The following is a 19,644-nucleotide window of genomic DNA, read 5'->3' on the forward strand; positions in this document are numbered from 1 at the left end:
AACGGCGTCAGTGCAGCAGCAGCTGCAAACTGAAGGGATAGCGGTAGCTGTCCGGCTTGCCTTGGGCGGACAGCCCGTGGAAATCGAACCGGGCACCCACCTGATTGCCCATCCGCAGCAGTTGCTGGGCCTGAGCTCGGGTCAATGACTGGAACAGCGACAATTGCCAGTCCGGCCCACCCAGGCGCCTGGCATCGAGCCCCAGTGCGTCGTCATGCAGGGCCACCAGGGCCCAACCACCAATCGTGAAATGGCCGGCCATCAGCACAGACAATTGCCCGTCGATCAAGGCCTGCAAGGCTTCGGGCGAACTGTTGAGTCCACTGAACAGCAGATCGCCCCCCGGCTTGCGGCCCAACTCCCGGGCAGCCTGCATGGCCCCCAGAGCCATTTCGTCGTTAGCCGACCAGATCAGTTGCGTCTGTGGATAGCGCTGCAACAGCTGTTGTGCTTGTTCGTGCGCCCGCTGCCGGTTCCATTCGCCATACACGAGCTGGCGCAGACGCACCTGAGGATTTTCCGCCAGGGCCCGGTGCAGCCCTTGCTCGCGCAACTGCGCCGCCGGTGTGACTTTCACCCCGGAAAAGGCCAGCAAATCGATTGTTTGCCCGGCAGGCAAAGGGCCATGCTGGCGCAACAACTCCTTGAGCATCCGATAACCGGCCTCTTCATCGTTGCTCATCATGCTGCCGATCCAGTCGGAGTAGCTGCTGCGGCTTTGGCGAATCAACGCCCGCTGATCCTCGGTCAGTGGGCTGTTGACGATAAACAGCTTGACCCCGGAACCCTGAGACATGCGCAGGATCTGCGGAGCGACATACTGTTCGTTGACCAATATCAGGTAATCGGGCTTTTGCGCTCGCTGAAACAGCTCCCGAGCCTGATCGAGAGAGTTCTGGGGATTGCGTTCGCCATAGAGAATTTGCAGGTCCATGCCCAGATCCCGGGCGGCTGCCTGCATGAACCGCGAATAACTGACCCAGAAGGTTTCCGTTGAATTACCGGGGTTGAGAAACACCACCGACGTTGCTTGAGCCACCGCCCAGAACGGCAAACTCAGACATATCACCCACTTGCACAGAACCTTGAACATTGTGAAAAGAGCCCCTGGATTATCCCAGGCAGTATAACTGGCAAATTGCTGGCCAACGGCGGCAAATTGTCCTGATTGTCCGACAATTCGGGCTCTTCTTTTACGCTCGACTACTGGTGGCTGACCCAAAACACGGCCGTACCCACGACCAGTATGATCAGAAAGAGAATGGCCCAAGCATCAACGCTACTGTCACTTTTCCTTACTTTGGTTGGATGGCTCATAGCATCGCCTCTAGTAGATTTTGTCGGTGACTGCTCAAAGACACGACCACAGTTAAGACCAGGATTGTCCCCACCTCAAATGTGGATACTCATATACCCCTACCGTTAGTCGTTTTGGTTCTTTGCATATACTCAAACATCACTTTTGCGCATAACCACAAACTGGTATCGTTCGGCGGCTCCGACCGGAGTGCGCGGCCGTGCGCGCAGATTTGCTTACATGGGTGGGGTTGAGCGAGAACGAAGGCAGGACGAGGTGAAACCGGCGACAAGCCCCGGTCGACGCCAGTCGAAGCAACGTACCGAAGCCGTTCACCGCAGTATTTGCCAAGTGCGCTTTGGCGCCACCTGTAGCCTGAGAACTGGACCTATATGTACGTATACGACGAGTACGATCAGCGGATCATCGAGGACCGCGTCAAGCAGTTCCGTGATCAGACCCGACGCTATCTGGCAGGCGAGCTGAGCGAAGAGGAATTCCGTCCCCTGCGCCTGCAGAATGGCCTTTATATCCAACGTTTTGCCCCAATGCTGCGGGTAGCCGTGCCTTACGGCCAATTGACCTCGCGCCAGGCGCGGATGATGGCCAAGATCGCCCGCGACTACGACAAGGGCTATGCGCACATCAGCACCCGGCAAAACGTGCAGTTCAACTGGCCAGCCCTGGAAGACGTGCCGGACATCCTGGCCGAGCTGGCCACCGTGCAGATGCACGCCATCCAGACCAGCGGCAACTGCCTGCGTAACGTCACCACCGACCAGTTTGCCGGTGTCGCCGCCGACGAGTTGATCGACCCGCGCCCCTGGTGCGAGATCGTCCGTCAATGGACCACCTTCCACCCCGAATTCGCCTATCTGCCGCGCAAGTTCAAGATCGCCATCAACGGCTCGACTTCCGACCGCGCAGCCATCGAGGTCCACGACATTGGCCTGGAGCCGGTGTACAACGCAGCCGGCGAGCTGGGTTTCCGCGTGCTGGTCGGTGGCGGTCTGGGCCGTACCCCGGTGGTCGGCGCCTTCATCAACGAGTTCCTGCCCTGGCAGGACCTGTTGAGCTACCTCGACGCCATCCTGCGGGTCTACAACCGCTACGGCCGTCGTGACAACAAGTACAAGGCGCGGATCAAGATCCTGGTCAAGGCCCTGACGCCGGAAGTGTTCGCCGAGAAGGTCGAGGCGGAAATGGTTCACCTGCGCGGCGGCCAGACCACCCTGACCGAAGCCGAAGTGCACCGTGTGGCCAAGCACTTCGTCGACCCTGACTACAAGACCCTGAGCAACCAGGACAGTGAACTGGCAGCCCTGGATCAGCAGCACCCCGGTTTCGCCCGCTGGCGCGCACGCAATACCCTGGCCCACAAGAAGCCGGGTTATGTCGCCGTCACCCTGTCGCTCAAACCCACCGGCGTAGCGCCTGGGGATGTCACCGACAAGCAGTTCGATGCCATCGCCGATCTGGCCGACCGCTACAGCTTCGGCCAGTTGCGCACGTCCCACGAGCAAAACGTGATTCTGGCGGACGTCGAGCAAAGCCAACTGTTCACCCTGTGGGGCGAGCTGCGTGAAAACGGCTTTGCCACACCGAACATCGGCCTTTTGACCGACATCATCTGCTGCCCGGGCGGTGACTTCTGCTCCCTGGCCAACGCCAAGTCGATCCCGATCGCCGAATCCATCCAGCGCCGCTTCGACGACCTGGACTACCTGTTCGACATCGGCGAGCTGGACCTGAACATCTCCGGCTGCATGAACGCCTGTGGTCACCACCACGTGGGCCACATCGGCATCCTCGGGGTAGACAAGAAAGGCGAGGAGTTCTACCAGGTGTCCCTGGGTGGCAGCGCCAGCCGCGACGCGAGCCTGGGCAAGATCCTCGGCCCGTCCTTCGCCCAGGACGACATGCCCGACGTGATCTCGAAGCTGATCGACGTGTACGTGGAACAACGTACCGAAGACGAACGCTTCATCGACACCTATCAACGTATTGGCATCGACCTCTTCAAGGAGCGCGTCTATGCAGCGAATCATTAAGAACAACGAGGTCATCGACGAAACCTGGCACTTGCTGCCCAAGGACGCGACCCTCGACGGCATCTCCAACTGCGACGACCTGATCGTGCCGCTGGCTCTGTGGCGCGATCACGCCCATGCCCTCAAGGCTCGCGATGGCGGCCTGGGCGTGTGGCTGGATGCGGACGAAGAAGCCGAGGAAATCGGTGACGACGTCGAGCATTTCCAGGTGATTGCCCTGAACTTCCCGGCCTTTACCGATGGCCGCAACTACTCCAACGCCCGCCTGCTGCGTGACCGTTATGGCTACAAAGGCGAACTGCGAGCGATTGGCGACGTGTTGCGCGACCAGCTGTTCTACCTGCACCGCTGCGGCTTCGACGCCTACGCGCTGCGGGCCGACAAGGACCCCTACGAAGCCCTGGAAAGCCTCAAGGACTTCTCGGTGACCTACCAGGCCGCCACTGACGAACCGCTGCCGCTGTTCCGTCGCCGCTAAGCCTTGGCGCCAACAAAAAGCCCTGAACCGGTTTCCCGGTTCAGGGCTTTTTTGTGCCGCCTACCACTTCCACCGTAGGAGCCGGCTTGCCGGCGAAAGGGCCCTTGAGCCTTGTACAAACCTGGCAGCCGCCTTCGCTGGCAAGCCAGCTCCTACAGAACCGGCGCTTGCGATTCGGGGCTTACCAGAACCGCTGCTGGGTCAGGCGGCTCCACCAGGTCAGCAGCACGCGGTCGATGGAACCGCTGGCCGCCAGCCCGACACGCTCCTGCAAGCTCTTGCGCTCGGCATAGTGCAGGTGGAAAACCTCGGCATTCTTGGCTTTGTCCGCCAGGTACTCATCGCTGGTTTTCAGCTCGTCCACCAGCAGCTTCTCCTGCGCCGCCACGCCCAGCCAGACTTCACCGGTGGCCACTTCATCAATGGCCAATTGCGGGCGATAGCGGGACACGAAGTTCTTGAACAACTGATGGGTCACATCCAGGTCTTCCTGGAACTTCTCCCGGCCCTTCTCGGTGTTTTCGCCAAACACCGTCAGGGTGCGCTTGTACTCGCCGGCGGTGAGCACTTCAAAATCGATGTCGTGCTTTTTCAGCAGGCGGTTGACGTTGGGCAACTGGGCCACCACGCCGATGGAGCCGAGGATGGCGAACGGCGCGCTGATAATCTTCTCGCCGATGCAGGCCATCATGTAGCCGCCGCTGGCCGCGACCTTGTCGATGCACACGGTCAAAGGCACCCCGGCCTGGCGAATACGCGCCAGTTGCGACGAAGCCAGGCCATAGCTGTGCACCATGCCGCCACCGCTTTCCAGACGCAGCACCACTTCATCCTTGGGCGTGGCCAGGCTCAGCAAGGCGGTGATCTCATGGCGCAGGCCTTCGGTCGCCGAAGCCTTGATATCGCCATTGAAGTCCAGCACGAACACCCGGGGCTTGGCCTCGGCCGGTTGTTTCTTCTGTTTCTTCTCGGTCTTGCCCTGGGCCTTGCGCAAGGCCTTGAGCTGATCCTTGTCCAGCAGGCTCTGCTCCAGGCGCTCGCGCAGGTCCTTGTAGAAATCATTCAGCTTGCTGACCTGCAACTGCCCGGTGCCTTTGCGGCGGCCCTTGCTGCGCAGCGCAGCGGCAGTGATCAGCACCACCAGGATAGCGACCACCAGGGTCACGGTCTTGGCCAGGAAACTGGCGTATTCGGCGAAAAACTCCACAGGGACTCCTCAAACATGAACCGCTGCCAACCAGCAGCGCAATGGGCTCAAGCATACCGGCGCGACCGGTCGGCCACCAGTCGCGAAACCTCGTGTTACGAGGCTCCAACAAGCATTTCAAACAAGCGTATGTTTTTTCATTGACAGCTCACTGGCATCCTCATAACCTCGCAAAACTTTCAACGTACCGGGACGACACGGACGTGGGCAGCATCTATTTGATTCGACATGGCCAAGCCTCTTTCGGTGCAGACGACTACGACGTGCTGTCCGCCACCGGCGTGCGCCAGGCTGCCGTGCTCGGTGAGCATCTGGCGGCGCTGGGCGTCAGCTTTGATCGCTGCCTGTCCGGCGACCTGCGGCGCCAGCAGCACACCGCGCAGGCCGCGATGGAACAGATGAGTGCCGCCGGGTTTGACCACCCGCCATTGGAAATCGATTCAGCCTTCAACGAATTCGACGCCGATGCCATCATCCGCGCCCTGCTCCCCGACCTGTTGCCCCAGGAACCCGAAGCCCTGAACATCCTGCGCAACGCCGCGCAGAACCGCGCCGAGTTCCAACGCATCTTCGCCCTGATCATCCAGCGCTGGCTGGCCGGCACCTACGATCCTCCCGGGCTGGAAAGCTGGCTGGGATTCGTCGAGCGCGTCCAGGGCGGTCTGCAGCGGATTCTCGAAGCAGCGGACAACCAGCACAAGATCGCCGTGTTCACCTCCGGCGGCACCATTACCGCCCTGCTGCACCTGATCACCCGGATACCTGCCCAGCAGGCGTTCGAACTGAATTGGCAAATCGTCAACACCTCGCTCAACCAGCTGAAGTTCCGCGGGCGCGAGGTGTCTTTGGCTTCCTTCAACGGTCATGCCCATCTGCAACTGTTGAAGGCCCCGGAGCTCATCACTTTCCGTTGAGCCCGGCTTACTGTGACCCTTGCTGTAACCACCCATAAAAGGATCGAACCATGACCTCCGTAGCTGACGCCGTACAAGCCATGCAAGCCAAGTTCAACCCAGCTGCCGCTGCCGGCCTGGACCTGGTTTTCGGTTTCCGCATCGATGATTCCAAGCATTTCTCGCTGGTCGTCAAGGACAGCACCTGTGAACTCAAGGAAGGCGAGAACCCAGACGCACAAGTCACCCTGGTGATGGACGGCGAAACCCTGGACGGTATCGTCAGCGGCGAAACCGACGGCATGCAAGCCTTCATGGGCGGCAAACTGCGCGCCGAAGGCGACATGATGCTGGCCATGAAACTGAGCGAGCTGTTCCCAGCCTAAGACCCCGCAAGGTCCGGCTGTAGACAAATCCCGCCCCTGAGGCGGGATTTGTCGTTTCTGCATCACGCAACGCCTCTAGCCCGCCGCTTTGCCCTGGATCAATACCACTGGGCGGCTCAGTCTTCCGGCCGCACGCTTGATTGATCTCGGTCAGTTTGTGCCTCGCACCCCCCCTCTACTCTTGCGCCTCCATCGCGGCCAGGGACGGCACAGCCGGAGCCCTTTGCCACACCGCTATCACTCACGGAAGAGTCCGCTTATGCGATCACTGAAGATCATCCTGCTGTCCACCGCCTTCAACGGTCTGACCCAACGGGCCTGGCTCGACCTGCGCCAGGCCGGGCACCGCCCCAGCGTGGTGCTGTTCACCGGTGAAGAAGAGGTCTGCCGGCAGATCGAAGAAGCCGAGGCCGACCTGGTGATCTGCCCGTTCCTCAAGGACCGGGTACCGCAGCAGCTGTGGAGCAACGCCAAGCGTCCGGTGGTGATCATTCACCCAGGCATCGTCGGCGACCGTGGTGCCAGCGCCCTGGACTGGGCCATCAGCAAGGAGCTCAAGCGCTGGGGCGTCACCGCATTGCAGGCAGTGGAAGAAATGGACGCCGGGCCAATCTGGTCGACCCATGAATTCAACCTGCCCAGCGGACTGCGCAAATCCGAGCTGTACAACGGCCTGGTCAGCGACGCCGCCATCCATTGCATCCGCGACGTGGTGGAAAAATTCCGCAACGGCTTCCGTCCTGTGCCCCTGGACTACGACAACCCCGCGGTGCTTGGCCGCCTGCAACCGAACATGAAGCAGTGCGACCGCACCTTCAGCTGGCACGACAGCGCGCAGTTCATCAAGCGCAGCATCGACGCCGCTGACGGCCAGCCCGGCGTCCTGGCCAGCCTCGCCGGCGGCCAGTACTACGTCTACGACGCCCACCTGGACTCACGCACCGGCATGCCCGGGCAACTGCTGGCGGTGCACGACGATGCGGTGCTGGTGGCCTGCGGCGATCACAGCCTGTGGATCGGCTCTCTGCGCCTCAAGCCTCAGCCCGGCGAAGAAACCTTTAAGCGCCCCGCCCGCCACGTACTCGGCGAGCGCCTGGCCGATGTACCGGTGCTGGACTGGTCGGTATCCAGCAGCCCGTTCAGCACCGAGTCCTACCAGCCGATCCGCTACCGCGAGTCCGGCCGAGTCGGTGAGCTGACCTTCGAGTTCTACAACGGCGCCATGAGCACTGAGCAATGCCAGCGCCTGGTCAGCGCCCTGCGCTGGGCCAAGGCCCGAGACACCCAGGTGCTGCTGGTACGCGGTGGCCGCGGCGCCTTCAGCAACGGCGTGCACCTGAACGTGATCCAGGCCGCCGAAGTGCCGGGCCTGGAAGCCTGGGCCAATATCCAGGCCATCGACGACGTCTGCCTGGAACTGCTCACCGCCCGCCAACTGGTGGTCAGCGGCCTGACCGGCAATGCCGGCGCTGGCGGCCTGATGCTGGCCCTGGCGGCGGACGTGGTCCTGGCCCGCGCCGACACCGTGTACAACCCGCACTACAAGAGCATGGGCCTGTACGGCTCCGAATACTGGACCTACAGCCTGCCCCGCGCCGTCGGCCAGGCCATGGCCAAGCAACTGACCGAAGCCTGCCTGCCCATCAGCGCCCTCCAGGCCCTGCAGATGGGCATGGTCCAGGAGATTGGCCCGCGCTGCCCGGACGAGTTCGGCCTGTGGCTGCTGCAACGGGCCAATGGCGTCCTCACCGACCCGCGCTACCAGCACCTGCGCCAGCGCAAGCTGGATGCCGACCCACAGCTGATGCAGCACTGCCGCAACGCCGAGCTGGAAGAGATGCACATGGACATGGTGCAAAACCGCAAGGGCTTCGCCGAGAAGTGCAGCAACTTCGTCTACAAGCGCAAGACCTGCTGCACCCCGGAGCGACTGATCGAAGCCTGGGCCAAGCCCCAGGACATCGCCTTGGTGGGCTGATTCACCGCCTGAGCGGCAGGCTTTCAAAGCACCGCCAGGCCACGTACCATTCGCCGCCTTTTGTTGCCGCCCCCAGGGGCGGCAATCGTTTGCAAGGAGGCGAGCATGCAAGACATTCCAGGCCACGCCACGTGGCGCAGCATCGAAGCACAAACCCAGGGCTGGTCCAGCGATCGAGTCTTTCATATCGTCGACGAACAAGGCCAACACCTGCTGTTGCGCACCAACGATTCATCCCAATACGTCAACAAACGCGACGAGTTCCAGTGGACCCAACATCTGGCGGCAAAGGGCATCGCCATGTCCCAACCCTTGGACTTCGGTCTGTTTGATTCAGGACGCCAGGTTTACTCGTTGTTGTCGTGGATCGAAGGCAAGGATGGCGCGCAATGGGTTGCCGAGCAGCCCGCCGCCGCCTGTTATGAGCTTGGCCTGCAAGCCGGTCAAATACTCCAGCAGATCCACAGCGTTGCTGCGCCTGAAGGCACTGAAAACGCCGAACAGCAGATGCGTGCCATCTACCGTAAAAAGCTCGAACAGTACCGGAGCTGTGGCCACAAGGTGGCCCATGAGCAAGACTTCCTGCAGTTTCTCGAACAGCACTTTCATCTGCTGGCGGACACGCCGCTGGTGTTTCTCCACGGTGACTATCACCTGAACAACATGATCGTGGGCGCCGATGACCAGTTGTCGATCATCGACTTCAACCGCTGCCGTTTCGGAGATCCGGCGCGGGACTTCAATCGGCTGGCGCTGTTTTCCTGCAACCTCAGCAGCGACTTCGCCCGCGGCCAGATCGACGGCTACTGTGCAGGCCATCCCGAGCCGGTTTTTCTCACCCGCATGGCCTTCTACGCCGCGTTTGACAGCTTCTTCAGCGTGCTCTGGGCCATGGCCTTCGGCGAGCAGGAAATCCACGCCAGCCTGCAACGCACACAAAAGGTCTGGGAAGATTTCGCCGGTTTTTCCAGGGATGTGCCTCATTGGTATTGCTGATAGGCGACGCATCCCAGCCTGCTGCCCCAGCTTCCCCCCGTTTGCCTGATAGCAAGAAAGAAAGCCGCTGCCACGATTTCGCCCCGCGCGGATCGCAGAGTTGAAGACACCATTGGAAAAATCTAAGGAAAGACGATGAACGCCAAGGTCAAGAACACAGAAGAAGCCCAGGAAAAGACCGGTAAAAGCCCGATTGCCTGGGGCATGATCGGCTCGGTGATTCTGGCAATCACCACTCCGTTCTTCTATTTGAACGGCAAGGCCTACCACGATGGTTACCTCGGCTACTTTCAGCTGGAAACCTCGATGTTTCCCATGGACACCTCCACCACCTTCGTCAACGCAGTTCTGGCCTGGTATCACGCCATGACCAACGGTTTGAAAGGCGGGTTGGAGTTCATCGGACAACACTGGCTATGGGCCGCAATCGTCTGCGTACTGAGCATTCTGGTGTTCGGCGGCCTCAACTATCTGATCGCCTTGTTCAACAAAAAAATCACTGACAAGAAGCAGTCCGCCAAGCCACCGCAGGCCACCGTTGCCGCCCCCTCCTTCTTCAAGGAGATAGGCAAATGTGCGTTGTACATCTTCATCCCCAGCTACGGCCTGTTTGTGGCGATGTTTTTCATCTCCTTTATCTTGATGATCACCATCACCCCCTTTGTACTGATCGGCAAAGACTCGGCGGCCGAGGATCTGAAAAACGGCTTCAAAGACTCACCCCAAGTGACCGTCAACGACCCGGATGGGCATAAGGGCACTTACCGGGTCATGCAGTGCTCGGCATCCTTCTGTGCGCTCTACGCCGATGGCAAGGCGATCACGGTTCCGATCGCCACGCTGAATTGGGTGGTGTCCGATGTCGCGGAAAAACTGAAGGCGCAGCAAGGCAACTGAACCCCGCTGCACGCCCTCTCCTGCTGCTGCAACTAAGGTTGCAGCAGCATCGCCACCAGCGCCGTCCAACCGGTCTGGTGGCTAGCCCCCAGACCGCGCCCGGTTTCACCATGAAAGTACTCATGGAACAGCACCAGCTCGCGATCCTCCGCCTCCACTTGCAACTGTGGGTAGCCGCCCATGGACGGCCTGTGCCCTTCTTCATCCAGCAAGAACAGCCGCGTCAGACGCTGGCTCAAACCGTCGGCCACTTCCTCCAGGGACGCCAGATACCCGGAACCCCGCGGGTACTCCACCGAGAAGTTGACGTCGTAGTAGCGATGAAACTCGCGCAGGGATTCGATCAGCAGGTAATTGATCGGCATCCACAGCGGCCCCCGCCAGTTGGAGTTGCCGCCGTACAGCCGTGAATCGGACTCCGCCGGCTCATAGCGGGCGCACAACTGCTTGCCGTCCACCTGCATGGCGAACGGCTGCTCGAAGGCCTTGGACAGGGAGCGGATACCGAAGTCCGAGAGGAACTCGCTGTCATCGAGCATGCGCTTGAGCAGGTCCTTGGTGCGTTCACCCCGCAACAGCGCCAAGAGCATGCGGTTGCCCTTGCCCGGCTCGTACCAGCGCGACACCAGGCTCGCGAGGTCCGGACGATGATGCAAAAAACCCAGCAGACGTTGAGCCAGTCCCGGCAGGTTCTCGTGCTCGTGCTGCTCCAGCACCTGCACCGCGAACAGCGGTATCAGGCCGACAATGGAGCGCAGGCGCAGGGGTTCGTTGTCGCCGTCGGGCCGGTGCAGCACGTCGTAGAAGAACTGGTCCTGTTCGTCCCACAGCCCCTCCGCGCTTTCATCCACGCGGTTGATGGCCCCGGCGATATACAGGAAGTGTTCGAAGAACTTCACCGCAATGTCCACGTACACGCCGTTGCGCTTGGCCAGCTCCAGGGCGATGCGCATCAGGTCCAGGGCATAGGCCGCGACCCAGGCCGTACCGTCGGCCTGATCCAGGGTGAAGCCATCAGGCAACGGTGCGGAACGATCGAACAGGGCGATATTGTCCAGGCCGAGAAAGCCTCCCTGGAACAGGTTGCGACCCTCGGCGTCCTTGCGGTTGACCCACCAGGAAAAGTTCAGCAGCAACTTGTGGAAAATGCGTTCGAGAAAATCCAGGTCACCCACGCCAGTCAGGGACTTTTCCTGCTGATAGACCCGCCAGCAGGCCCAGGCGTGTACCGGCGGATTGGCGTCGTCGAAGCGCCACTCGTAGGCCGGCAACTGACCGTTGGGGTGCATGAAGCGGTCTTTCACCAACAGCAATAACTGCTGCTTGGCAAAGCCGGGATCGATCAGGGCAAAGGCTACCGCCTGGAAACCCAGGTCCCAGGAGGCATACCAGGGGTATTCCCAGGTGTCGGGCATGGAAACGATGTCGCAGTTGGACAGATGGCGCCAATGGGTATTGCGCAGATGCTCGCGTTCCATCGGCGGTGCCGGCTGCCCGGGATCGCCATCAAGCCACTGGTTGACGTCGAAGTAATACAGCTGCTTGGACCACAGCAGCCCGGCCAGGGCCTGACGCTGGACATTGCGCGCGTCGCTACTGGCGATGCCCTGCTGCAACGCCGCGTAGAACTCATCAGCCTCTCGCCGACGCTGTTCAAACACGTGGCGAGCACTGACCTGCTCACTGCCCGCCGGGGCGAACCGCAGGAACAGACTCTTGCTCTCGCCGCCCGCCAGCTCCAGGACGAAATGCGCCGCCACCCGGGTGCCGCCATCCAAGGCCACCGCACTGGCTTGCCCATCCACCAGATAGTCGTTGATGCCGTCCTTGAACGGCCCCGGCGCCGCCAGCCCGTCCAGCTTGGGGAAGTTACTGTCGTTGTTGCAGAACAGCCACTGGCAAGGCTCTGCGCCCCAGGCGGTGATCTGCCGCTCGGGCAGTTGCCCGTGCCGCGCCAGCACCCGGTCGCCCTCCAGGCGCAGGCTCGGTCGCGGCGCGTCGCCGCCCCAGCTCCAGGTGTTGCGCGCCCAGACCTGGGGCAGCACCCGCAGCCGCGCCGGCTGGTGGAAACGGTTGTGCACGGTGATGAGCATGAAAATGTCATCGGCCCTGTGCTTGGCATATTCCACCGTCACATCGAAGTAGCGATTGTCCTCGAACACCCCGGTATCGAGGATCTCGTACTCGGCATCAGACAGACCACGCCGGGCGTTTTCCGCCACCAGATCGGCATAGGGAAAGGCCGCCTGGGGGTACTTGTAGAGCATGCGCATGTAGGCATGGCTGGGCACGCCGTCGAGGTAGAAGTACAGCTCCTTGACGTCCTCGCCGTGGTTGCCCTCGGCATTGTTCAGGCCGAACAGACGCTCCTTGAGAATGCTGTCGTGTTCATTCCACAGCGCCAGCCCCAGGCACCAGTGCTGGGCCTTGTCGGAGAACCCGGCCAGCCCGTCCTCGCCCCAGCGGTAGGCGCGGCTGCGGGCGTGTTCGTGGGGAAAATAGTTCCAGGCATCGCCATCGGCGCTGTAGTCCTCGCGCACCGTGCCCCACTGCCGCTCACTCAGGTACGGGCCCCACTGGCGCCAGTGCTCGGCATCGCTGCCCTGCAGGCGCTGGCCTTCCAAGGTGTCGAGAATGCTCGCTGGGGGACTTGCCGTCATGGAGGGTGTCCTTGGTCATGGAAGTGAGTTGCAGTGTAGGAGCGACCCGCCCCGCCGGTTCATGACATATGTTTCATGGTGCGCAGCACTAACACCGGTTAAACCGCAGCAAAAGCTGGTTCCAGAGCCGTTGTCGCTAAATTTTCGGCGCCGGGCTCGTTATAATCGGCAACCCTTTTATGGCCATGCGGATTCGATGATGTTCAGTTGCAAAGCGTTTTTCCCAAGCTTGTTGCTCGCGACCCTGGCGTTTTCGGCCCAGGCCGAAGGCCTGGACCTGAGCTACCCAGAGCCACCGCTGGCAGCGGCCAATGCCGCAGCGCCAGCGCCTGAAAGCGCCACGCCGGCACTCAAGTTGCAGTTCAAGCCCGAGGTGAAATACGAGCACCGCTGCAGCGGCCAATGCACCTACGAAACCAATATCGACCAGCTGCACGAGCGCGAAACCCGCCACAGTTCAAGCATCGGCTTCGACTGAGGCCTGGCATTGAACCTGTGGCGCGCTTGATCCACACTCGCGCTCCTGAGTCCTACAGCAAACTCAGAAAGTCCTGCCCTGCCAGTGCCTTGTTCCGTTTCGGGGTACATGCCTATAGTCCCGGCTCGTCCTGATGACGAACGGGTTTGGCGACCCGATGAATGGAATGAAGCGAAGCTCTGCCAGATTGGTCAGGGCCCGTGTTATCGCATGACCGCTTGATGGCGGCTGTGCGCGGGAGACCTTCGGGTCTGTCGGTTCTTCCATTCCCGGCTCGCCAACCCGCGTACAGCTGCCACCCTTTTGTTTGGCGACAAATGAGTAGCGGCGCTCACCCCAGAATGGAGTTGGACTCATGAATCGCTACATGCCGATCACCGGCCACGACTGCACCATTCCCTCCCTGCTGATCGATACCCAGGCCCCTGCCGATGTGCTGTACGAAGCAGCCGCCTATCGCATCCGCGCCGTCACTCAACTGCTGGAAAACTTCGCCGCCCGCCCCGACATCCCCGGCGATGCCGTGGTGCTGCAAGAGCTGGCGCTGATCTGCGCCATTCCGCTGCGCGATGGCTGCGATGTGCTGGATGTACTGGGCCGCCAGCTGCACGCGCAGCGCCCTTGAACCGGTAGCAACCGGCTTGCGGGCGAAGAGGCCCGCAAGCCGCCACCTTCACTGGCAAGCCCCAAGGGTTTCGTAGGGCATTGAACTAAGGTGGCGGCCGCTCGGTTATCCAGCTACGACCCCTCAACACCAAAAACGACACCCCCTGACCCCAGGCAGTTGACGCGCCACGCCCATCTCTATTTATTACTATTTATCCGCATTAATACGATAAATAGCCGCCCATGCTGAAACGCCCCGTTCGCCGCAAACGCCAGAAGCTTTCCGACGTGATTGTCGAGTCGGTGAAGCGTTCCATCGTCACCGATGCCCTGCGCCCCGGGGACCGCTTGCCCACCGAGAAGGAGTTGATGGAAAGCTTCCAATGCTCCAAAGGCTCGGCCCGGGAGGCGCTCAAGGCGCTGGAGGTGGAAGGCCTGGTCAATACCCGCACCGGGCCCAACGGCGGCGCCTATCTGAACCAGGCCGGCACCGAGCCGGCCAGCCGCGCGCTGCGCAACTACTTGCACTTCCAGCACATGGACGGCGAGCAGGTCTATCAGCTGCGCAAGGTGATCGAGGTGGAGCTGGCGGTGTCGGTGATCGGGCGTTTGAGCGAGGCGGATTTTCAGGCGCTGCAGGACAACATCGACTTCTGCAGCCACCCCGAGGACAGCGAGGCCGGCCAACGTGAACAGCGCATCGCCGAGCTGGAATTCCACAACCTGCTGGGGCGGGCCTGCCCCAACCCGCTGCTGAGTTTCATGGCGCAGTTTCTCAACGATCTGCTGCGCGACCTGGTGGTGCTGAAGAAGGCCTACAAGCCCAAGCGCAAGCAGTTCGACGCCGCCAACCTGGATTACCACAAACGCTTGCTGCTGGCCTTGCGCGCCGAAGATGAACGCGCAGTACGCCAGCTGATGCACGAGCACATGTGCGACGCCGAGCACCACATGACCGCCCTGGAAGGCGAAGTCACCCAGCACTTCCTGCTGGAGTTCGACCACCACTGATCGCGAGCACAGTCCACCGCTTTGCCAATAACAAGCCTGAACACAGGCTGCTACGTCGATTCGCCATTGCCACTCCTGCCAATAACTAAACCAGGGAGTTACCCCATGCAGCGTCGTACGTTGTTGAAAGCCGGTCTGGCCGTTAGCGGTGCCCTCAGCCTCGGGCTGGGGGTGCGCAACGCCTTTGCCGCCGAACCCTTGACCTTTTACGGACTGAAGTCGATGTCCGGCGCCTTTGCCAGCTACGGCAAGTTCGCCGACATGGGCTCGCGCCTGGCGGTGGAGCAGTACCCGACCCTGCTGGGCCGACCGCTGCACTACAAGGTGATCGACACCGAGGGCAACGCCGGCAAGGCGGTGCGCCGGGTCCAGGAGGCGATTGCCCAGGACGGCGCGCGGTTCTTCCAGGGCTGCACCCTGTCGTCTTCGGCGCTGGCAGTGGCCAAGGAGGTGGGCAAGGTCGGCGGGGTGTTCATGACCCCGGTGGGCGCCGATGAGGTCACCGGCAAGGACTGCAATGCCTCGACCTTTCGCTGGTCGGTGCCGACCTACGGCGCCATCCGCGAAACCATGGTGCCGCTGATCAAGTTGCTGCCCGAGGCCAAGCGCTGGTACACCATCACCCCGCAGTACGTGTTCGGCGAAGCCTTGCTCGAAGGGGCGAAACAGGTGTGTGCCGAACACGGCATCGAACACATCGGCAACAGCTACCACTCCTTGCAGGAGCAGGAGTTCTCCGGCTACCTGACCAACGCCATCGCCGCCCGCCCCGATGTGCTGGTGCTGTTGAACTTCGGCAGCCAGTCGTCCAACGCCCTGCGCCAAGCGGTGAACTTCGGCATCAAGGAACGCATGAAGGTGCTGCTGGTGTGGTCCGCCGGGCTGGATCAGTTCCAGGAACTGGGCAGCGACGTGCTGGAAGGCGTCTACCTCGGCGCGCAGTACTGGCATCAGGTGGACACTCCGCTCAATCGCGAGCTGGTGAAGCTGACCCAGGCCAAGTACGGCATCAACCCCACCTACCCGCTGGCCGCCGACTACATCGGCAGCAAGATCATCCTCGACACCATTGCCGCCACCGGCAGCTTTGACGGCGCTACCGTGGCCAAGGCCATGCAGGGCCTGACCTACCAGGGCCCCACCGGCGAGGAGAGCATCCGCGCCGGCGACCATCAGGTGATCAAGGATTACTACCTGCTGGTGGGCAAGGCCGCCGCCACGATGCGCGACAAGGACGACCTGGCCGAAGTGCTCAGCGCCGGTCGCTCGTTCCCGGATGTCAGCGCCACCGGCTGCGCCCTGGCCTGACGCTCGACACTTCTATCGCTGGCTACAGGCAGCGGGCTCCGTCCACGGGCTCCCTGCCGAGGGTTCCTGCATGCTTAATTTGTACCTGTTCCAGATCCTCAACGGCCTCGGGCTGGGGATGATCTACTTCCTGATCGCGGTGGGCCTGACGATCATTTTCGGCCTGCTGAACTTCGTCAACTTCGCCCATGGCGCGTTCTTCGTGCTCGGCGCCTACATCTGCTACACCGCCGTCAGCCTGACCGGCAACTTCTGGCTGGCCCTGGTGCTCGCGCCCCTGGTGGTGGCGGCCCTGGCCTGGATCATCGAGCGCCTGTTGATCCAGCGCATCTACCACTTGCCGCACATGTTCCAGATCCTGGTGACCCTGGGCATCGCGCTGATCATCCAGGAAGCCAGCGTGATGATCTGGGGCCCGGTGGGCAAGGCCGTGGCGGTGCCGGAACTGCTGCGCGGGGTGCTGGTGATCGGCGACTTCGTCTACCCCTACTACCGCCTGTTCCTGATCCTGTTCTCGGCCCTGGTGGGGCTGGGCCTGTGGCTGCTGCTGGAGCGCACGCGCTTCGGGGCCCTGGTGCGGGCCGGCAGTGAAAGCACCGAGACCGTGTCGCTGCTGGGCACCAATATCTTCCGCCTGTTTTCCATGACCTTCGCCCTCGGCGTGGCCCTGGCCGGGATCGCCGGGGTGCTGTTCGCGCCCTTGCGCGGCGCCCAGCCCTTTGTCGGCCCGGAGATTCTCGGGGTGGCCTTCGTGGTGGTGGTGATCGGCGGCATGGGCTCGTTCGGCGGCGCCCTGGTGGGCGGCCTGCTGGTGGGGGTGGTGCAAAGCCTGATGACCAGCCTCTGGCCCCAGGGCGCCAGCCTGATGATCTACGGCGCCATGGCGGCAGTCATTCTGGTGCGTCCTTACGGCCTGTTCGGGAGAGCATGATCATGAGTGAGAAAAACCCCCTGCCCTTTGCCAAGACTCAATCGCGCGGCCTGCTGTGGCTGGTGATCGCGGTGCTGATCGGCCTGCCCCTGGTGCTGCCGTCGGCGACCCTGGCCAGCGAGATCCTGATCTTCGCCCTTGCCGCACTGGCCTGTAACCTGCTGCTGGGCTACACCGGGCTGCTGTCGTTCGGCCAGGGCATCTTCTTCGGCGCCGGTGCCTACTGCGCCGCCCTGTTGATGATCCATCTGCAGCTGGGGCTGTTCAGTGCCCTGCTCGGCGCGGCGCTGGTGGGTGCCCTGCTGGCACTGCTGGTGGGCGCCCTGGCGATCCGCCGCACCGGCATCTACTTCGTCATGCTGACCCTGGCCTTCAGCCAGATGGCCTACTTCATCGCCTACACCCTCAGCGACTGGACCGGCGGCGACAACGGCCTGCTCAGCGTGCCGCGCCCGGAGATCCGCATCGGTGACACGGTGCTGCTGTCCCTGGCCGACGCGCGCTATTTCTACGGCTTCGTCGCGGTGCTGTTCCTGCTGATCTTCATCGGTGCCCGGCGGGTGATCGCCTCGCCGTTCGGCAGCACCCTGATGGCCATCCGCGAGAACGAAACCCGCGCCGCCGCCATCGGCTACGACACCCGGCATTTCAAGATCCTGGTGTTCATGCTCTCCGGCGCGGTCACCGGGATTGCCGGGGCGCTGTACGCCATGCTCCTGCACTTCGTGCCGCTGTCGAACATCGACCTGGCGATGTCGGAAAACATCCTGATCATGACCATCGTCGGCGGCACCGGCTCGCTGTTCGGTTCCCTGCTCGGCGCCGGCGCCATCGTGCTGCTGGGCGAGTTCCTCTCCGAGCTGTGGCCACGCTGGCTGATTCTGCTGGGAGTGATCCTGATCCTGGTGGTGGTGTTCATGCGTGGCGGTTTGTGGGGCGGTTTGTCGAGCCTGGCGGAACGCCTCAAAGGCTCACGCAAGACGGCCTTGCTGGCCGAGGAGAAACGCTCATGAGCAAGCCTGCGCAGTACCTGCTGGAAACCCAGAACCTGGAGCTGGCCTACGGTGCCTTCCACGCGGTCAACGGGGTCAACCTCAAGGTCGAGGCCGGCACCATCCACACCATCATCGGCCCCAACGGCGCCGGCAAGACCAGCCTGTTCCACTGCCTGACCGGCGAACGCCAGGCCACCGCCGGGGCCATCCGTTTCAACGGCAAGAATATCATCAAGAAACCCGCCCACGGCCGGGTCGGCCTGGGCATGGCGCGTTCCTTCCAGCTCACCAGCCTGTTCCAGAACCTCAGCGTGCGGGAGAACCTGCGGCTGGCCGCCCAGGGCCGCGACGGCCTGGGGGCGCTGAACTTCTGGCGCCACGTGGACAGCCGCCGCGAGCACCTGGAGGTGGCCGATCAAGTGCTGGAACGCCTGCAACTCACGGCCCGGGCCCAGACCCTGGCCGGCGAGCTGTCCCACGGCCAGCAACGGGTGCTGGAGGTGGGCATGTCGATCTGTTCGAAACCGCAATTGCTGATGCTCGACGAGCCCACCTCGGGCATGGGCATCGACGACATTCCGATCATGACCCAACTGATCAGCGACCTGGGCCGCGACCACACGGTGCTGCTGATCGAACACAACATGAGCATCGTCATGTCCATCAGCCAGCGCATCACCGTGATGAGCCACGGCCAGATCCTGGTCGAGGGCACGCCGGATGTGGTGCGCGCCGATGAGCGTGTGCGTGTCGCCTACCTGGGAGAAGCCGCCTGATGCTGACCGTCGAGAACATCCATTCCTACTACGACAAGAGCCACGTGCTCGAAGGCGTCTCGCTCAAGGTGGAAGCCGGTGAGCTGGTGACCCTGCTGGGCCGCAATGGCGCGGGCAAGACCACCACCTTGCGCAGCATTCTGGGGATCATCTGCCCGCGCCAGGGCCAGATCCACTTCAACGGCCAGCAGCTGGTGGGCCAGAAGATCTTCGAGATCGCCCGCCAGGGCCTGGCCCTGGTGCCGGAACACCGGGGCATCTTTCGCCTGCTCAGCGTCGAGGAAAACCTGCGCATCGCCCAACGCAAGAGCAGCCGCTGGCAGCTGGACGACGTCTACCGAATGTTTCCGCGGCTCAAGGAGCGCCGCAAGAACGCCGGCCACGCCCTGTCCGGCGGCGAACAGCAGATGCTGGCCATCGCCCGCGCCCTGCTCAATGACCCCAAGCTGCTGATCCTCGACGAACCCACCGAGGGCCTGGCGCCAGTGATCGTCGACGAGCTGGTGAAGATCCTGCGCACCCTCAAGGAAGACGGCCTGCCGGTGCTGCTGGTGGAACAGAACCTGATGGTCTGCGACAAGCTCGCCGACCGTCACTACGTGCTCGAACAGGGCCGCGTGGTCTACCAGGGCAGCGCCGCCGAGTTTCGCGCCGACCCGACCATCAAGAACCGCTACCTGGCCCTGAGCGCCTGAC

At 62.3% G+C, this 19,644-nt stretch carries 18 protein-coding genes; 15 read left to right on the forward strand and 3 right to left on the reverse strand.

Annotated elements, in window-relative coordinates:
- Window positions 1-7 precede the first annotated feature (7 nt).
- Window positions 8-1,093 (reverse strand): ABC transporter substrate-binding protein, encoded by a 1,086-nt coding sequence (locus WIN67_RS18985; RefSeq protein WP_306382915.1) that lies wholly within the window; start codon window positions 1,091-1,093, stop codon window positions 8-10.
- A gap of 596 nt (window positions 1,094-1,689) precedes the next feature.
- Between WIN67_RS18985 and WIN67_RS18990 the strand changes: the two genes are divergently transcribed.
- Both WIN67_RS18990 and WIN67_RS18995 read left to right on the forward strand, forming a co-directional pair.
- Window positions 1,690-3,348 (forward strand): nitrite/sulfite reductase, encoded by a 1,659-nt coding sequence (locus WIN67_RS18990; protein ID WP_102881556.1) that lies wholly within the window; start codon window positions 1,690-1,692, stop codon window positions 3,346-3,348.
- Complete coding sequence (locus WIN67_RS18995; RefSeq protein ID WP_016966421.1) at window positions 3,332-3,826, forward strand: DUF934 domain-containing protein; 495 nt, start codon at window positions 3,332-3,334, stop codon at window positions 3,824-3,826. Before WIN67_RS18990 ends, WIN67_RS18995 begins: the two co-directional genes overlap by 17 nt.
- A gap of 181 nt (window positions 3,827-4,007) precedes the next feature.
- Here WIN67_RS18995 and sohB read toward each other — a convergent pair whose 3' ends face one another.
- Entirely contained in the window at window positions 4,008-5,033 is a 1,026-nt protein-coding gene (gene sohB / locus WIN67_RS19000; protein WP_102864875.1) for a protease SohB, read from the reverse strand.
- Window positions 5,034-5,236: 203 nt separating this feature from the next.
- On the opposite strand from sohB, the gene WIN67_RS19005 reads away from it, so the two are divergent.
- From WIN67_RS19005 to WIN67_RS19025, 5 genes are all read left to right on the forward strand, one after another.
- Window positions 5,237-5,947, forward strand: coding sequence for a histidine phosphatase family protein (locus tag WIN67_RS19005; protein WP_110653261.1), 711 nt, complete (start codon window positions 5,237-5,239; stop codon window positions 5,945-5,947).
- A 50-nt stretch (window positions 5,948-5,997) separates the two neighbouring features.
- Window positions 5,998-6,312 (forward strand): SCP2 sterol-binding domain-containing protein, encoded by a 315-nt coding sequence (locus WIN67_RS19010; protein ID WP_011061945.1) that lies wholly within the window; start codon window positions 5,998-6,000, stop codon window positions 6,310-6,312.
- Between the two features lie 259 nt (window positions 6,313-6,571).
- Window positions 6,572-8,290, forward strand: a complete 1,719-nt coding sequence (locus WIN67_RS19015) for a hydrogenase maturation protein (protein ID WP_267268478.1) — start codon at window positions 6,572-6,574, stop codon at window positions 8,288-8,290.
- 105 nt (window positions 8,291-8,395) lie between these two features.
- Window positions 8,396-9,286 (forward strand): aminoglycoside phosphotransferase family protein, encoded by an 891-nt coding sequence (locus WIN67_RS19020; RefSeq protein ID WP_273906219.1) that lies wholly within the window; start codon window positions 8,396-8,398, stop codon window positions 9,284-9,286.
- A gap of 135 nt (window positions 9,287-9,421) precedes the next feature.
- Window positions 9,422-10,183 (forward strand): hypothetical protein, encoded by a 762-nt coding sequence (locus WIN67_RS19025; protein WP_339069860.1) that lies wholly within the window; start codon window positions 9,422-9,424, stop codon window positions 10,181-10,183.
- A 32-nt stretch (window positions 10,184-10,215) separates the two neighbouring features.
- Here the strand turns inward: WIN67_RS19025 and WIN67_RS19030 are convergent, their stop codons facing one another.
- On the reverse strand, window positions 10,216-12,843 hold the full coding sequence (locus tag WIN67_RS19030; RefSeq protein WP_339069861.1) for an MGH1-like glycoside hydrolase domain-containing protein: 2,628 nt from the start codon (window positions 12,841-12,843) through the stop codon (window positions 10,216-10,218).
- Between the two features lie 199 nt (window positions 12,844-13,042).
- Here WIN67_RS19030 and WIN67_RS19035 point away from each other — a divergent pair, with 199 nt between their 5' ends.
- The 8 genes from WIN67_RS19035 (at window position 13,043) to WIN67_RS19070 (ending at window position 19,643) form a co-directional block, all read left to right on the forward strand.
- Window positions 13,043-13,321 carry a hypothetical protein gene (locus WIN67_RS19035; protein WP_339069862.1) on the forward strand — a complete coding sequence of 93 codons (279 nt, stop codon included), beginning with the start codon at window positions 13,043-13,045 and terminating at the stop codon, window positions 13,319-13,321.
- A 355-nt stretch (window positions 13,322-13,676) separates the two neighbouring features.
- Window positions 13,677-13,946, forward strand: a complete 270-nt coding sequence (locus WIN67_RS19040) for a hypothetical protein (RefSeq protein WP_221811762.1) — start codon at window positions 13,677-13,679, stop codon at window positions 13,944-13,946.
- A 224-nt stretch (window positions 13,947-14,170) separates the two neighbouring features.
- Window positions 14,171-14,938: a FadR/GntR family transcriptional regulator gene (locus tag WIN67_RS19045; RefSeq protein WP_306399115.1), complete on the forward strand. Its 768-nt coding sequence runs from the start codon at window positions 14,171-14,173 to the stop codon at window positions 14,936-14,938.
- Between the two features lie 105 nt (window positions 14,939-15,043).
- The gene (locus tag WIN67_RS19050; RefSeq protein ID WP_339069863.1) at window positions 15,044-16,246 is read left to right on the forward strand and encodes an ABC transporter substrate-binding protein; all 1,203 of its coding nucleotides are present in this window, start codon (window positions 15,044-15,046) and stop codon (window positions 16,244-16,246) included.
- A 70-nt stretch (window positions 16,247-16,316) separates the two neighbouring features.
- On the forward strand, window positions 16,317-17,177 hold the full coding sequence (locus WIN67_RS19055) for a branched-chain amino acid ABC transporter permease (protein ID WP_011061951.1): 861 nt from the start codon (window positions 16,317-16,319) through the stop codon (window positions 17,175-17,177).
- A gap of 2 nt (window positions 17,178-17,179) precedes the next feature.
- On the forward strand, window positions 17,180-18,190 hold the full coding sequence (locus WIN67_RS19060; protein ID WP_011061952.1) for a branched-chain amino acid ABC transporter permease: 1,011 nt from the start codon (window positions 17,180-17,182) through the stop codon (window positions 18,188-18,190).
- Window positions 18,187-18,948 (forward strand): ABC transporter ATP-binding protein, encoded by a 762-nt coding sequence (locus WIN67_RS19065; protein WP_011061953.1) that lies wholly within the window; start codon window positions 18,187-18,189, stop codon window positions 18,946-18,948. Before WIN67_RS19060 ends, WIN67_RS19065 begins: the two co-directional genes overlap by 4 nt.
- Window positions 18,948-19,643 carry an ABC transporter ATP-binding protein gene (locus WIN67_RS19070; protein ID WP_339069864.1) on the forward strand — a complete coding sequence of 232 codons (696 nt, stop codon included), beginning with the start codon at window positions 18,948-18,950 and terminating at the stop codon, window positions 19,641-19,643. Before WIN67_RS19065 ends, WIN67_RS19070 begins: the two co-directional genes overlap by 1 nt.
- The last annotated feature ends 1 nt before the right edge of the window (window position 19,644 follow it).

It is taken from the genome of Pseudomonas idahonensis, from assembly GCF_037903935.1.
Classification (GTDB): domain Bacteria; phylum Pseudomonadota; class Gammaproteobacteria; order Pseudomonadales; family Pseudomonadaceae; genus Aquipseudomonas; species Aquipseudomonas danubii.

Excerpts from the sequence above, each read along its gene's own strand:
- WIN67_RS18985 (WP_306382915.1), bottom strand. The coding sequence starts at position 1,093 with ATGTTCAAGGTTCTGTGCAAGTGGGTGATATGTCTGAGTTTGCCGTTC.
- WIN67_RS18990 (WP_102881556.1), top strand. The coding sequence starts at position 1,690 with ATGTACGTATACGACGAGTACGATCAGCGGATCATCGAGGACCGCGTC.
- WIN67_RS18995 (WP_016966421.1), top strand. The coding sequence starts at position 3,332 with ATGCAGCGAATCATTAAGAACAACGAGGTCATCGACGAAACCTGGCAC.
- WIN67_RS19010 (WP_011061945.1), top strand. The coding sequence starts at position 5,998 with ATGACCTCCGTAGCTGACGCCGTACAAGCCATGCAAGCCAAGTTCAAC.
- WIN67_RS19015 (WP_267268478.1), top strand. The coding sequence starts at position 6,572 with ATGCGATCACTGAAGATCATCCTGCTGTCCACCGCCTTCAACGGTCTG.
- WIN67_RS19020 (WP_273906219.1), top strand. The coding sequence starts at position 8,396 with ATGCAAGACATTCCAGGCCACGCCACGTGGCGCAGCATCGAAGCACAA.
- WIN67_RS19025 (WP_339069860.1), top strand. The coding sequence starts at position 9,422 with ATGAACGCCAAGGTCAAGAACACAGAAGAAGCCCAGGAAAAGACCGGT.
- WIN67_RS19030 (WP_339069861.1), bottom strand. The coding sequence starts at position 12,843 with ATGACGGCAAGTCCCCCAGCGAGCATTCTCGACACCTTGGAAGGCCAG.
- WIN67_RS19035 (WP_339069862.1), top strand. The coding sequence starts at position 13,043 with ATGTTCAGTTGCAAAGCGTTTTTCCCAAGCTTGTTGCTCGCGACCCTG.
- WIN67_RS19040 (WP_221811762.1), top strand. The coding sequence starts at position 13,677 with ATGAATCGCTACATGCCGATCACCGGCCACGACTGCACCATTCCCTCC.
- WIN67_RS19045 (WP_306399115.1), top strand. The coding sequence starts at position 14,171 with ATGCTGAAACGCCCCGTTCGCCGCAAACGCCAGAAGCTTTCCGACGTG.
- WIN67_RS19050 (WP_339069863.1), top strand. The coding sequence starts at position 15,044 with ATGCAGCGTCGTACGTTGTTGAAAGCCGGTCTGGCCGTTAGCGGTGCC.
- WIN67_RS19055 (WP_011061951.1), top strand. The coding sequence starts at position 16,317 with ATGCTTAATTTGTACCTGTTCCAGATCCTCAACGGCCTCGGGCTGGGG.
- WIN67_RS19060 (WP_011061952.1), top strand. The coding sequence starts at position 17,180 with ATGAGTGAGAAAAACCCCCTGCCCTTTGCCAAGACTCAATCGCGCGGC.
- WIN67_RS19065 (WP_011061953.1), top strand. The coding sequence starts at position 18,187 with ATGAGCAAGCCTGCGCAGTACCTGCTGGAAACCCAGAACCTGGAGCTG.
- WIN67_RS19070 (WP_339069864.1), top strand. The coding sequence starts at position 18,948 with ATGCTGACCGTCGAGAACATCCATTCCTACTACGACAAGAGCCACGTG.